The sequence below is a fragment of the Acinetobacter lwoffii genome (genome assembly GCF_024129115.1).
Classification (GTDB): Bacteria; Pseudomonadota; Gammaproteobacteria; order Pseudomonadales; family Moraxellaceae; genus Acinetobacter; species Acinetobacter lwoffii_T.
Genome location: NZ_JAMXXO010000016.1, coordinates 1 through 14,588, shown reverse-complemented (window position 1 = coordinate 14,588; position 14,588 = coordinate 1). Strand labels below are relative to the sequence as shown.

Below are 14,588 nucleotides of genomic sequence, written 5' to 3'. Positions count from 1 at the left end.
TAAATATGATCAAGAAAGCAATTCTTCCTGTGGCAGGTTTGGGTACGCGTTTTTTGCCGGCCAGTAAATCAATTCCCAAAGAAATGGTGACTGTGGTCGATCGTCCTGCAATTGAATATGTGGTACGTGAAGCCGTGGCTGCCGGAATTGAGCAGATTATTCTGGTGACCCATTCTTCCAAGGCTTCGATTGAAAACTATTTTGACCGTAACTTTGAGCTTGAAACCACCCTTGAGCAAAAAAACAAAACCGACTTGCTGAAAGAAATTACTGAGATTCTGCCTGCAGGCGTGAGTGTGATTAGTGTACGTCAGCCTCAGCCTTTAGGTTTGGGCCATGCGGTACTGTGTGCCAAAGCCGTGATTGGCGATGATGATTTTGCAGTGCTGTTGCCGGATGTACTGGTCAAGGATCAGGATCCGGAAAATGACCTGTCACGCATGATTCAGCGCTATGTACAATCTCAAGCGTCACAAATCATGGTGGAAGCAGTGCCTGAACATCTGGTGGACCAATATGGCATTGTGGATGTTGCAGCAGTGCCAGCCGAAGGGAAAAGTATTGTGATGCAAGGGATCGTTGAGAAACCGGTGGTCGGAACGGCACCTTCAAATCTGTCTGTGGTCGGACGTTATATTCTACCAGCCAAAATCATGCAGCTTTTGGAACAGACACCACGAGGGGCAGGCAATGAAATCCAGCTGACCGATGCGATTGCCATGCTGCAGCAGACAGAAGCTGTAGAAGCCTATCGCATGAAAGGCCAGACCTTTGACTGTGGCAGCAAGTTAGGTTATCTAAAAGCTGTTTTACATTATGGTATAGATCATCCTAAACTCGGTACCGAGTTTAAAGCATTGATTCAGGAACTGGCTTTGTAAGAAAAAATAATAAAAAGGAATATCATGAAAGTCGCAGTATTGGGAAAAACCTTATTTTCCGGAGTCATTTCAGCTCTTTTATCTGAATGTGGTCATCAGGTGGTCTGGTGTAATAGCTTTGGTGCAGATGAGTCAGCTCGGCCCTATTTTCAGGATGAATCCCTCCAGCTATTACTGCAAAAACAGGAAAAGTCTGGCTTTTTAAACTGTTGCGATTTTCAGCATCTGGATTTTAATCAGGATGTTTTTTTCTTTAGTTTTAATGCGACTGAAGAGCAACAGGCGTTTCAGATGGTGGATACCATCCGGCATGCCTGTTTTGCCCATCCCAAACTGATGATTAATGCCTCGACCTTTGGCTTGCATGGCACGCAACGCTTTCAGCAGTTGCTGCCGAATGATGACTGGATTTATCTGCCAGATATTATTCAGGAAGGGAATGCACTGCGTAGCTTTACTCAGGCCACCCAGCTGATTGTGGGCTGTGATCATGCAGATATCCAGCCTAAAATCAAAGAACTCTTACGTCCATTATTTCCACGCGCGCAGCAGTATCTATTTATGCCGGTTCTGGATGCCGAATTTACCAAGTTGAGTATTTCCGGCATGCTGGCCACCCGGATCAGTTATATGAATGATCTGGCCAGTGTGGCAGAAAAGCTTGGCATTGATATTGAACAGGTACGGCAAGGCATGGCTGCGGATAACCGGATTGGTTCTGCCTATCTGTTCCCCGGCGTTGGTTTTGGTGGAGAGAATTTCTCCCATGATATCCGGACGCTTACTCACGCCGTGGCAGATTCAGGGGTAAAAAACCAGTTGCTGGAACAGGTCTGGGACATTAACGAACAGCAAAAAGAATTACTGTTTCGTAAACTCTGGAACTATTTCCGTGGAGACTTAAAGGGTAAAGTTATTGCGATCTGGGGTGCAGCCTTTAAGGAAAATACCCCAAGTATCCAGCAGTCTCCGGTACATGCCATGCTGACCGCTTTGTGGGCACAAGGCGTGACGGTCAAGCTGCATGATCCTCAGGCAATCACAAATATTGAAAAGGTTTATGGGCCACGGGAAGACCTGATCCTGTGTAAAGACCAGTATCAGGCTGTGGAAGGGGCGCATGCCTTGTGTCTGATTACGGCATGGAAACAGTACGGCAGTCCGGATTATCCGTATCTAATCAAACTAATGCAGCATCCCCTGATTCTGGATGGGCGTAATCTGTATGATCCGACGTATGTCAAGACACGTGGTTTTAATTATATTGGGGTGGGACGTTAATGTTGAGCCATTTTAATCCAAATCTCGACACTGAAACTGTGTGTCAGAAACTCGCCTCGAACAAAGAACAGCTTCAGTCTGAGCATTTGCGGGAGCTGTTTGCTGCTGACCCGCAGCGTTTTAATCGATATTCTATCCAGTTTGAACAACTGCTGTTTGACTATAGCAAACACCGAATCAATAAGAATGTGATGCAGGGGCTGATCGAATGGGCCGATGCACAGAACCTCAGATCCTGGATTGGCTCGCTATTTTCCAATCAGGAAATCAACTATACCGAGCAGCGTGCTGCCATGCACTGGGCATTGCGCCTGCCGAAACAGGATCAACAGCATGCTGATCTGGCAGCTGATGTGCATGCCCAGCTGGAGCGTATGTATGCGCTGGTGGAACAAATTCATGCCGGACAGCGTCGCGGTGCCACCGGGGAAGTCATTCAGGATGTGGTCAATATCGGGGTGGGCGGATCAGACCTCGGTCCCTTGATGGTCACACATGCTTTATCTGATTTTAAATACCAGTCTGCCCAGCCACTCAACGTACATTTTGTTTCGACTATGGATGGCAGTCAGTTGTCTGAGCTGTTGCATCAGCTGCGTCCGGAAACGACACTGTTTATTATTTCCTCCAAATCCTTCGGCACCATTGATACCCTGACCAATGCTCAGACGGTACGCTTGTGGCTGGAAAAGGCCTTAGGTCAACATCCTTATATTCTCAAGCATCATTTTATTGGAGTATCAACCAAGCCGGAAAAAATGACCGCATGGGGAATTGCACCGGAAAACCAGTTGCTGCTCTGGGACTGGGTCGGTGGGCGTTATTCACTCTGGTCCTGTATCGGACTGCCAATTGCCTTGAGTATCGGCATTGAAGGCTTCAAGCAGCTGCTGGCGGGTGCCTATGCAGTGGACCAGCATTTTCAGTACCAGCCTTTTGAGCGTAATATTCCGGTATTGATGGGATTGTTGGGAGCCTGGAATACCAATTTTCTGGATATCCAGACCCATGCAATTCTGCCTTATGATGGCCGGCTGAAATATTTTGCCTCCTATCTGCAACAGCTGGAAATGGAATCAAATGGTAAGTCGATCCAGCGTAATGGCGAAAAAGTCCAGTTCGATACCTGCCCGATCATCTGGGGAGAAGTAGGACCGAATGCCCAGCATGCCTTCTATCAGTTATTGCATCAGGGTACGCAGTCAGTCAGCTGTGATTTTATTGCGCCGGTAGAGCGGTATAATAGCCAGCAATATACCTATGTAGACAGTGCCGAAGCATTGGTAGAACAACATCATTTGGCCTTATCTAACTGTCTGGCGCAGTCGCGCTTACTGGCTTTTGGCAATGAAGCGCTGGATCAGGCTGAATTGGCGAGCTTGCCGGCCTATAAGCAGTATGAAGGCAATCAGCCAAGCAGTACCCTGTTATTGCAGGAGCTCAATCCATACAGTTTGGGCATGCTTATTGCACTCTATGAACATAAGGTATTTGTCCAATCTGTGCTGTGGAATATCAATCCGTTTGATCAGTGGGGCGTAGAAAAAGGCAAGGAAATTGCCAACCAGTTATTGCCTATCCTGAATGGTGAACAGACCGATCTGGATGGTCTAGATGGCTCAACCCAAGGTTTAATTAAAGTTCTATTAGGAAAGTAAAATGGCGAAAATTCTGGTCACAGGCGGGGCAGGCTATATTGGTTCACATACCTGTGTGGAATTGCTGAATGCCGGACATGAGGTCGTTGTACTGGATAATCTGTGTAATAGCTCAGCTGAATCCTTAAACCGTGTAGAAAAGCTAACCCAGAAAAGTCTGACCTTTGTGGAAGGTGATATTCGGAATAGCCAGTTACTCGATCAGGTCTTTCAGCAAAATTCGATTGATGCAGTGATTCATTTTGCCGGACTGAAAGCCGTTGGCGAGAGTCAGCAGATTCCTTTGGACTATTTTGACAACAATATTGCCGGTTCCATCAGTCTGGTGCAGGCGATGCAGCGCGCACAGGTGTTTAAGTTGGTTTTCAGCTCTTCGGCTACGGTATATGGGGAAAAAAATCCTTCACCCTTAAACGAAGACATGCCTACCGGAATGCCGACCAATAACTATGGTTATACCAAACTGATAGTTGAGCAACTGCTCGAAAAGTTATGCATAGCTGATGAACGCTGGTCCATTGCATTATTACGGTATTTTAATCCGGTCGGTGCACATAAAAGTGGTCAAATTGGGGAAGATCCACAAGGTATCCCAAATAATTTAATGCCTTATGTAACTCAGGTGGCTGTAGGTCGTCGTGAAAAACTGTCTATTTTTGGTCATGATTACGATACGGTCGATGGTACCGGAGTACGGGACTATATTCATGTGGTGGACCTAGCCAATGCACATCTGTGTGCCTTGAATAACCGTCTAGCTTCGCAAGGCTGTAGAGCCTGGAATATTGGTACTGGCAATGGAATTTCAGTCCTGCAAGTCAAAAATACCTTTGAGCAGGTGAATGGGGTTGCTGTTCCATTTGAGTTTGTACCACGTCGTGAAGGCGATGTAGCGATCTGTTTTGCAGACAATAGACGTGCTGTACAGGAACTTGGTTGGGCAGCTAAATATGGCTTGGAGGATATGCTCGCCGACAGTTGGAAATGGCAGAAGCAGAATCCCAAAGGATATGGATCATAGATATGAATTTTATTTATGGGGTTATTTGTCATCAACTTACCCATTCACTGGTTTTTCTGGTGAATGAGCTGCTGAAAAGTCCTCATAGTATTATTCTTATTCATGTTGATCAGAAAGCCGACCTTGCCCCATTTCATACTCAATTCGGACAGCTTGATCAGGTATATTTTTTAGCAGACCGGACAGATGTACGACGGGGCAGTTATAGCCAAATTAAAGTCATGTTAAAACTTCTGCAGGAAGCACAAAAATATGATTACGGCTATTTTTTCTTCCTGTCTGGAGATGACATTCCTTTATGTTCCAATACAGCAAGAGAATTATTTCTAGAAAAAGAATATCAAAAACAGACCGAGTTTGTGGGTCATGATGATTTAGCAGATGATGTGAAACAACGGGTTAATGTCCTGTATTTACCGATTATGTATCAGAAAGCTAAATCACCATTATTTCAGTTCCTAAACAGATGGGCATTATGGTATTGCCGGCACTTCCGTAAACAGGATATCTCTCATTTACCTAAACTATATAAAGGTTCAAACTGGATTACCCTCACCGATCAGGCGGTGACATTTATTCTGGATTATCTGGAAGCGAATCCGGATTATGCAAAAACCTTTAAATCTTCACTCTGTGCAGATGAAATCTTTTTCCATACCATTATTTATAATTCCCATTTTCAGCAACGCATCTATCATGTCCAGCATAGGATAGAGGATTGTGAAACAGGGCTAAGATATATTGACTGGGATTCCGGACCGGATTATCCAAGAACTTTAGATGTATCTGATTTTGATAAAATGAAGCAGTCAGGCATGCTGTTTGCGCGAAAAATGAATACAAATATCACAGTGGATATACTCGAAAAACATTTTTCATAAAAGCTTCAGGCCGGAAAAGTACCCTAAAAACTGGAGTCTTTTCTCTGGTTTAAAGGGCACTGTTTTCAGGTTTTTTTGAGGATTTAAGCTTCGCCCTGGATCAGTTGGGTTAGCTCATCGACATAGTCCTGCATTGGGCGTGGATGATGATCACGGCGGCTTTCAATATTCAAACGCAATAATGGTTCAGTATTGGATGCACGCACATTAAAACGCCAGCTACCAAAATTCAGGCTGACGCCGTCGGTTTGATCAATTTCAGGTTTCTGATCGGCATAATGATCGAAAAGTTTTTGGATGGTCGCCTGGGTATCGGCTACTTTAAAATTAATTTCACCTGAACATGGGAACTTGGCGATCATTTCTTCCACAAGAGAAGATAAGGATTTTCCTGTTTCAGACAGTACAGCGATAGCAAGTAGCCATGGAATCATGCCGCTGTCACAGTAAGCAAAATCACGGAAATAATGATGAGCACTCATTTCCCCGCCATAAGCCGCATTATGTTCACGCATGACATCCTTAATGAAGGCATGACCTGATTTTGATTGGACGGTAATTCCCTGATATTGCTCCACGACATCCAGCGTATTCCAGACCAGACGCGGGTCATGGACAATTTTTTCACCAGACTGCTTCAGCAGAAATGCCTGCGCCAGAAGGCCGACAATATAATAGCCTTCAATAAACTGGCCTTTTTCATCGAACAGGAAGCAGCGGTCAAAGTCACCATCCCAGGCAATGCCCATATCTGCGCCATGCTGAATGACCGCATCACGGGTGCTATCACGGTTTTCAGTTAAAATCGGGTTGGGAATCCCGTTCGGAAAATTGCCGTCAGCTTCATGATGAATCTTGATAAATTCAACCGGAATATTGAGTTGTTGAAATTTTTGTTCAATCGCATCGACCACATGGCCTGCTGCACCATTCCCGGCATTCATGACCAGTTTCATCGGACGGATTTTTACCGGATCAATATAGCTCATCAGGTGATTTACAAATTCAGGCAGAATATTGTATTTTTCAGTATTGCCTTTATTGCTGACGTCAATAAATTCATCTGATTCTGCTAAAGCCTGAATCTCTTTAAGACCAGTATCGGCACTGATTGGACGGGCATTTTCACGTACCAGTTTCATGCCATTATAGTCCATCGGATTATGGCTGGCCGTGATTTCAATACCACCTTGCACATCCAGATGGAAGGCGCCAAAATAGACTTCTTCCGTGCCGGTCATGCCCAGATCCAGAACATTGACACCCGCATCATTTAAACCGTGAATGGTGGCCTGTTTTAAACCTTCACTGCTGAGCCGGATGTCACAGCCAATGACCACCGTTTTAGGTTGATAAATCTGTCCATAAGCACGGCCAATTTTATAGGCAATCTCTTCATTGAGCTCGGTGCCGAGTTTGCCGCGAATGTCATAGGCTTTGAAGCAAGTCAGTTTGGTCATTTATAGGCTCTCCATTCAGAAGAAAAAAGGCCGGTTCCCCAGCCCTGATTCAATTTTAATTATTCTACCGTAACCGATTTTGCCAGATTACGTGGCTGATCGACATCTGTACCACGCAGCACTGCCACATGATAAGACAGTAACTGCACCGGGATGCTATATACAATCGGTGCCAGCACTGCATTGATTGCCGGAATATGTACTACATGCTGACGCTCTTTGGCTTTAATGCCGCTGTTTTCATCGGCAAAGACAAACAGTTCGCCACCACGTGCCTGAACTTCTTCCATATTGGATTTCAGTTTATCCAGCATGTCATCTTGCGGTGCCAGAATCACCACCGGCATGTCATTGTCGACCAGTGCCAATGGGCCATGTTTCAACTCACCTGCAGCATAGCCTTCAGCATGAATATAGGAAATTTCTTTCAGCTTGAGTGCACCTTCCAGTGCGATCGGGAAGTGCGTGCCACGGCCCAGGAACAGGCAATGCTGCTTTTCAACAAACAGCTCAGACAGACCTAAAATTTCATCATCATGACGTAAAGTGTCCAGCATCACTTTAGGCAAATGCCAGAGTTCCGTGCTGATCTTCGTCATCTGTTCTGTAGAAATGCTATTTTTGACCGAACCAATTTTCAATACCAACAGCATTAAAGCAGCAAGCTGGGTGGTAAAGGCTTTGGTAGATGCCACACCAATTTCTGGGCCTGCCAGTGTCAACAGACTATGCTGAGTTTCGCGTACCATTGATGAGGTGGCCACGTTGCAGATGGTCATCGTGGTGATGTCCAGTCCTTTGGCGGCCGCACGTTTTTGCGTATCACGTAAGGCAGCTAAAGTGTCGGCAGTTTCACCAGACTGGGAAATACACACATACAGCGTGTTATTCACAATCACCGGAGTGCGATAACGGAACTCGCTGGCAATCTCGACCTGGCAAGGTAGATCAATCAGTTGTTCAAACCAGTATTTGGCAATCATGCCGGCATGATAGCTGGTGCCACAGGCAATAATCTGGATTTGCTGGATTGTGGAGAAGTCCTGTTCTGCATTAGTCAGGAAGTCTTCGCGCAGCTCATTGCTATTTAAGGCTTGGGAAATGGTCTGTTTGATCGCTTCAGGCTGCTCATAAATTTCTTTGAGCATGTAGTGCTTGTATTCACCTTTAGAGGCATTGCTGACCGCAGCATCCAGTTCCTTGACCGGACGATCGACCAGTTGACCATCGACAAAGACTTCAATGGTGGTGCGGGTCAAACGGGCAATATCACCTTCTTCAAGATAAATAAAACGGTTGGTAATTGGAAGTAATGCCAACTGATCGGAACTAATAAAGTTCTCACCAATACCGACACCAATCACCAGTGGTGAACCTTCACGCACAGTAATCAATTCATCCGGGTGATCCGTATGTACGATGCCCAGTGCATAGGCACCTTTCAGTTGTGGAACCACTTGGCGTACGGCTTCTAACAGGCTCGGGGTAGATTTCAGCGCATCATTGATCAGGTGTGCTACCACTTCAGTATCGGTCTGTGAGGTAAACACATAGCCCAAAGCTTCAAGATCATCTTTGAGTTCCTGATAGTTTTCGATAATCCCGTTATGGACCACTGCTACATTTTCAGAAATATGCGGATGGGCATTTTCTTCAGTCGGTTTGCCATGGGTGGCCCAGCGTGTATGCGCAATGCCGAGTGAACCGCTAATCTGGGATTCATTCACAGCCTGTTCAAGGTTTGCAACCTTACCGACACGGCGTTCACGTAGGACTTGGCTGTTGTTAATGAGTGCCAAACCTGCTGAATCATAACCACGGTATTCCAGGCGTTTTAAGCCTTCAATCAAAATATTGGTAATGCTACGTTCTGCAATGCCACCAACGATACCACACATATTTGTTCCCCTTATTTCTTGATTTTTTGCGGACGTGGATAGTTTTCTTTGGCAAATTGCTTAGAGCGCTCTACTGCCAAACTGTTGTCTTCCACATCACGGGTAATCGTTGAGCCTGCACCCACTGTGGCGCCATTGCCAATTTTTACAGGTGCCACCAATGAACTGTTCGAGCCAATAAAGGCCTGATCACCAATAATCGTTTTAAACTTGTTCGCACCATCATAATTACAGGTAATGGTTCCTGCACCGATATTAGAACCGGCACCGATTTCAGCATCACCCAGGTAGGTAAAGTGGTTGGCTTTAGAGCCTAAACCAATCGTGGTATTTTTAACTTCAACAAAGTTACCGATATGCACTTCATTGGCCAGTTGTGCACCCGGACGGAGTCGTGCAAAAGGTCCAATTTGAGTATCTTCACCAACGATGGCGCTATCTAAAATGCTATATGGCTGAACCTTGGTGCCAGCTGCAATCTTGGTATTCTTGATAATACAGCCAGCGCCAATTTCAACGTTGTCGCCCAGCTCGCAATCACCTTCGATAATCACGTTGATATCAATGCGGACATCCTGACCGACAGTCAAATTGCCACGCAAGTCAAAGCGGCTTGGATCAATCAGATGTACGCCTTGCTGCATCAGCTGTTTTGCTTGATAAACCTGGAACTGACGTTCTAAAGCAGCCAGCTGCACCCGGTCATTTACCCCTTCAACTTCAAAAGCCTGCTCAGGTTCTACCGATGCAACTTGCATACCATCTGCCAAAGCCATCGCGACGATATCCGTCAGGTAATATTCACCTTGAGAATTGTCATTACTTAAACTTGGCAGCCATTGATGCAGTTTGGCATTGCTGACCGCATAAATACCGGTATTAATTTCTTTAATCTGACGTTGCTCTTCGGAAGCATCCTTGTGCTCAATAATGGCCTGGATCTGACCCTGTTCACGCACAATACGACCATAACCATTGGCATCTGGCAGGGTAAGCGTCACCAGACCAATACCGGTTGCTGCAGTGGCATCGAGTAATTTTTGTAAGGTTACAGGATTAATGCACGGCACATCGCCGGAAAGAATCAGCGAGACGCCGTCTTGTGGCAGGACAGGCAAGGTCATTTGTACGGCATGACCGGTACCCAGCTGTTCAGCCTGTTCGACCCATTTAATATCCTCTTGTGCAAATGCTGTCTGAACCCGATCACCGCCGTGACCATAAATCGTAATAATATTATCTGCGTTTAATTTTTTTGCCGTTTCAATGACATGACCCAGTAAAGGACGTCCTGCAAGGGGTTGTAATACTTTCGGTAAGCTAGAGCGCATGCGCGTTCCTTTACCTGCAGCAAGAATAATAACAGTCGTTGACATGTTCTAATCCTAAATATGGCTTATGCCACGATGAAGTAAAAATAAAGCAAAATACAAAGAGCAGCCCAAAGGCCGGCAATAATGTCATCCAGCATGATGCCGAAGCCACCGTCGACCTGTCGGTCAATCACACGGATCGGCCAAGGTTTCCAGATATCAAATAATCTGAATAGCGCAAAACCGATGAGCAACCATAACCAGTTCATCTGGCCTAAATAGATCAGGGGCAAAAATGTGATGGATTGTCCGGCAAATTCATCCCAGACGATGCGGCCATCATCATGTACACCCATGACTCTAGCAGTATGCCCGCAGATATATATGCCAACCAGGGACATGATGGCAATGGCAAAAACACTGTTTAGAAAACCAAGATGCAGCCAAATAGGAATAAATAAAAGTGCAAAGGCCGAACCAAAGGTACCGGGTGCTTTAGGTGCCAGACCAGAACCAAAACCAACCCCACTAAAGACAATCAGTCGGTCGATCCATGACATGGCTTTAAAATTAATCGCAGGTTTATGCAAAATGTTGATACCCATTAAATTGAAGTGAATGATCTACGCCATCTTTTTCAAAAGTTAAGCCGTGTTGCTGCTGAATTGTGCCGATCATACTAATCGAAACATCAAGTTGTTTTTGCAATAATTTTTCGTAATTTTGCGGGCTTATTGTAAAGCATAATTCGTAATCATCGCCACCAGCGAGGGCATATTGCCATTTTTGCTCATCGTTTAAAGCATGCAGGGCAGGACTGATCGGTAAGTTTTCGAGTTGCAGCTTTGCACCTACTTGAGAGGCTTTGAGAATATGTCCAAGATCTTGTGCCAAGCCATCCGAGACGTCAATCATACTATGTACCAAACCTTTTAAGGCAGCACCGAGCTGACAGCGTGGCGTTGGATAGTCCAGACGTTTTTGCAGTGGATGACCAAGATGCTGTAGTGCAAAAGCTGCATCACCGACAGTTCCACTGACACAGATCAGATCACCCGGTTTTGCACCTGAGCGTGGAATGGCTTGACCAATATCCACCCAGCCCAATGCTGTAACAGACAGGGTTAAATGAGGACTTTGAGTGGTATCACCACCGATTAAACTTACGCCAAATTGATCGCAGCAATCGTACAGACCCTGACTAAAAGCTTTTAGCCAGTCATGATCAATTTGGGGTAGGCTCAATGCGAGTAAAATACTGTACGGGGTTGCGCCCATCGCGGCAATATCAGATAAATTAACCGCCACAGATTTCCAGCCAATCGCATGCGGATCGGTGTCTATTGGAAAATGGCGTCCAGCAACCAGGGTGTCGGCACAGATGACCAGTTGTTGCTGAGGAGGGGGGGTGAGCAAGGCTGAATCGTCACCGACGCCTAGATCGACAGAATTGGCATTCTTGCGATTGAAATAGGTGTCGATAATCGAAAATTCAGCCATACAACAAATCTACGCTATTAGTTAGATTGCTGTTTTTCTGCTGCACGCAAAGTTGTCGCTAAACGATCCAATACACCATTGATGTATTTATGGCTATCGGCACCGCCAAAATGTTTAGCCAACTCGATCGCTTCATCTAGAACGACGCGATATGGAATCTCAAGATGTTCTTTAAGTTCATATGCACCAAGACGAAGGGTCGCAAGTTCAACACCGTCAAGTGCAGAAAGTTCGCGATCGAGTACCGGGATTAAGAGCGCATCCAATGCTTCATGATTGGCAACCACTTGAGTCAACAATTCATGATAATAGCTCAGATCCACTTTGTGCATGGCATTTTCCACACGCGTACGTGCTTCAATCTCATGCACCGGATTGTGGCTCATTTGCCATTCATAAATTCCTTGTACAGCAAAGCGACGTGCTTTACGTTTTGCTGCATAAGTTGCTTGAAGTGTTTGCGACATAGCGTTAAATAGCCTTTAACAAGTTAACCATTTCAATCGCAGTCAGGGCAGCTTCGCTACCTTTATTGCCTGCTTTTGTTCCAGAGCGTTCAATCGCTTGTTCAATACTGTCCGTAGTGAGTACACCGTTAATGACAGGTAAGCCAGTGTCCAGGCCAACCACGCCTAAACCTTTGGCACATTCGCCTGCAACGAAATCGAAGTGAGGCGTGCTACCACGAATCACGGCGCCAAGCGCGATGATGGCATCGAAACGATCTGAAGCTGCCAGTTTTTTCGCAACTACAGGAAGTTCCCAGGCACCAGGTGCATGAACAACAGTGATATTATCCTCTGATACACCATGACGTTTCAATGTATCAATGGCACCTTCTAACAGATGTTCAACCACAAAGCTGTTAAAACGACCAACTAAAATCGCATAACGGTCTTCGTTCGCGAGATGTAACATACCTTCAATACGGCGAACTGCCATAACAACCTCGATGATTTCTTAAGATGTTTGTTGTGCGGTGATGTATTCCACCACTTCTAAGTTAAAGCCTGATAGTGCATTGAAACGTAATGGAGAGCTCAGCAGCTTCATTTTTTCAACGCCTAGATCACGCAAAATTTGTGCACCCACACCAATGGTTTGATACTGCTGAGAAAGTGCAGAATTTGATTTTACATTTTTTGGTGCTTTAAGGGTATCTAATGCAGGGCCCAAATCCTGTAAATGACGTTGGCCAATCCAGACCAAAACACCACGATCACTATTGGAAATTTCTTTCAGGGCACGATCCAGGTTCCAGGCCGGCTCGCCATCCTGTTTCTTCAGTTTGAGCAAGTCGCGGGTCGGGTTAAAACCATGTACACGCACCGTGGTCACGCCCTCTTTAGGCTCACCTTTGACCAAGGCCAGATGGATATCCGGATTGCCCAGTTCACGATAGCGGTACAGGTCAAAGCTGCCGTATTCAGTCTCAATACTTTGCTGATCGATACGCTCAACCGTCTGTTCATTGGTCATGCGGTAATGAATCAGATCGGCGATCGTCCCGATTTTCAGGCCATGCTTTTCAGCAAACACTTCCAGATCCGGACGGCGCGCCATCGTGCCATCTTCATTGATGATTTCACAAATCACAGAAGCCGGTTCCAGTCCTGCCAAACGGGAAAGATCACAACCTGCCTCAGTATGTCCGGCACGGTGCAATACACCACCTGGTTGCGCCATCAGCGGGAAGATATGTCCTGGCTGTACAATATCTGCCGGTTTGGCATGAGCAGCTACAGCAGTTTGAATTGTGTGCGCACGTTCAGCCGGAGAAATGCCGGTAGAAATACCTTCAGCCGCTTCAATCGACAGGGTGAAATTGGTCCCATGCTGGGCGCCGTTGGCATCTACCATTAACGGCAGATTCAACTGCTGGCAACGCTCTTTACTCAAAGTCAGGCAGACCAGACCACGTGCATGGGTGATCATGAAGTTGATGTCTTCAGGACGTACGTGCGTGGCAGCAATCACCAAATCGCCTTCATTTTCACGGTCTTCATCATCCATCAGGATGACCATTTTTCCTGCACGGATATCTGCTACAAGCTCTTCAACAGTATTGAGCGGCATCAACCTTCACCTTCTTTTTTGATCTTGATCAGACCGAATCATGACATTATTGGGTACATAGTCTAACGCTTTTTGCGCAATTTTGCCTATGCTTATTGCTTTCCCTCTAGTGGTTCATTGTTATACACAGTCTTGATAAACATGAAAAGCCGACTTTAAATGAAAGCTTGGGCTTTATGCAGGTTTTTTGAGCAATTAAAAAGCATAAAAAATGAGAAACTTAGGTGAAATCAACATAAGCCCAGACATTAAGGCGTTTTCAGAAAGTATTTTAATTTATTGTCAGTCATTCAATGGAATTTTGGACGAACAATGCTGGAAAATTTTACCTAGTATTAAAATTTTAAAAAATATCAGGTTAAAAGCGAACCGAAGTCCGCTTTTAATCATCAGGTTGTTTAGAAGAAACCAGCAGGCTTGGTCGAATAGCTCACCAAAAGATTTTTGGTTTGCTGATAATGATCCAGCATCATTCTGTGATTCTCACGTCCAATGCCTGATTTTTTATAACCACCGAAAGCCGCATGGGCAGGGTAGATGTGATAACAGTTAGTCCAGACCCGACCTGCCTGAATAGCACGGCCTGCACGGTAAGAGGTATGCGCTGAGCGTGACCAGA

At 45.6% G+C, this 14,588-nt stretch carries 14 protein-coding genes; 5 read left to right on the top strand and 9 right to left on the bottom strand.

Features of this window, described 5'->3' with window-relative positions; all coding sequences use genetic code 11:
* Positions 1-5 precede the first annotated feature (5 nt).
* The 5 genes from galU to NI470_RS11585 are packed head-to-tail and all read left to right on the top strand — an operon-like array spanning position 6 to position 5,722.
* Positions 6-881: a UTP--glucose-1-phosphate uridylyltransferase GalU gene (galU, locus tag NI470_RS11605; protein ID WP_253148473.1), complete on the top strand. Its 876-nt coding sequence runs from the start codon at positions 6-8 to the stop codon at positions 879-881.
* A gap of 24 nt (positions 882-905) precedes the next feature.
* Positions 906-2,162, top strand: coding sequence for a nucleotide sugar dehydrogenase (locus NI470_RS11600; protein ID WP_253148474.1), 1,257 nt, complete (start codon positions 906-908; stop codon positions 2,160-2,162).
* Entirely contained in the window at positions 2,162-3,820 is a 1,659-nt protein-coding gene (gene pgi / locus NI470_RS11595) for a glucose-6-phosphate isomerase (protein ID WP_253148475.1), read from the top strand. The genes NI470_RS11600 and pgi overlap by 1 nt, the downstream gene beginning before the upstream one ends.
* Before the next feature lies 1 nt (position 3,821).
* On the top strand, positions 3,822-4,841 hold the full coding sequence (gene galE, locus NI470_RS11590) for a UDP-glucose 4-epimerase GalE (RefSeq protein WP_253148476.1): 1,020 nt from the start codon (positions 3,822-3,824) through the stop codon (positions 4,839-4,841).
* A gap of 2 nt (positions 4,842-4,843) precedes the next feature.
* Entirely contained in the window at positions 4,844-5,722 is an 879-nt protein-coding gene (locus NI470_RS11585) for a beta-1,6-N-acetylglucosaminyltransferase (protein ID WP_253148477.1), read from the top strand.
* 83 nt (positions 5,723-5,805) lie between these two features.
* On the opposite strand, the gene NI470_RS11580 is transcribed toward NI470_RS11585, so the two are convergent.
* The 9 genes from NI470_RS11580 to NI470_RS11540 all read right to left on the bottom strand — a co-directional run.
* On the bottom strand, positions 5,806-7,182 hold the full coding sequence (locus NI470_RS11580) for a phosphohexomutase domain-containing protein (RefSeq protein WP_253148478.1): 1,377 nt from the start codon (positions 7,180-7,182) through the stop codon (positions 5,806-5,808).
* A 59-nt stretch (positions 7,183-7,241) separates the two neighbouring features.
* On the bottom strand, positions 7,242-9,080 hold the full coding sequence (gene glmS / locus NI470_RS11575) for a glutamine--fructose-6-phosphate transaminase (isomerizing) (RefSeq protein ID WP_253148479.1): 1,839 nt from the start codon (positions 9,078-9,080) through the stop codon (positions 7,242-7,244).
* 11 nt (positions 9,081-9,091) lie between these two features.
* Entirely contained in the window at positions 9,092-10,456 is a 1,365-nt protein-coding gene (gene glmU, locus NI470_RS11570; protein WP_224217142.1) for a bifunctional UDP-N-acetylglucosamine diphosphorylase/glucosamine-1-phosphate N-acetyltransferase GlmU, read from the bottom strand.
* Positions 10,457-10,476: 20 nt separating this feature from the next.
* Entirely contained in the window at positions 10,477-10,998 is a 522-nt protein-coding gene (locus NI470_RS11565) for a phosphatidylglycerophosphatase A family protein (protein ID WP_085064581.1), read from the bottom strand.
* Positions 10,976-11,893: a thiamine-phosphate kinase gene (thiL, locus tag NI470_RS11560; RefSeq protein WP_253148480.1), complete on the bottom strand. Its 918-nt coding sequence runs from the start codon at positions 11,891-11,893 to the stop codon at positions 10,976-10,978. The genes NI470_RS11565 and thiL overlap by 23 nt, the downstream gene beginning before the upstream one ends.
* A gap of 17 nt (positions 11,894-11,910) precedes the next feature.
* Positions 11,911-12,360, bottom strand: coding sequence for a transcription antitermination factor NusB (gene nusB, locus NI470_RS11555; RefSeq protein ID WP_004280924.1), 450 nt, complete (start codon positions 12,358-12,360; stop codon positions 11,911-11,913).
* A gap of 4 nt (positions 12,361-12,364) precedes the next feature.
* Positions 12,365-12,835 (bottom strand): 6,7-dimethyl-8-ribityllumazine synthase, encoded by a 471-nt coding sequence (gene ribH, locus NI470_RS11550; protein ID WP_004280926.1) that lies wholly within the window; start codon positions 12,833-12,835, stop codon positions 12,365-12,367.
* Between the two features lie 18 nt (positions 12,836-12,853).
* Entirely contained in the window at positions 12,854-13,969 is a 1,116-nt protein-coding gene (gene ribBA / locus NI470_RS11545) for a bifunctional 3,4-dihydroxy-2-butanone-4-phosphate synthase/GTP cyclohydrolase II (RefSeq protein ID WP_004280927.1), read from the bottom strand.
* Between the two features lie 398 nt (positions 13,970-14,367).
* Positions 14,368-14,588: aldehyde dehydrogenase family protein (locus NI470_RS11540; RefSeq protein WP_253148481.1), on the bottom strand; the 221-nt coding region annotated here is incomplete at its 5' end.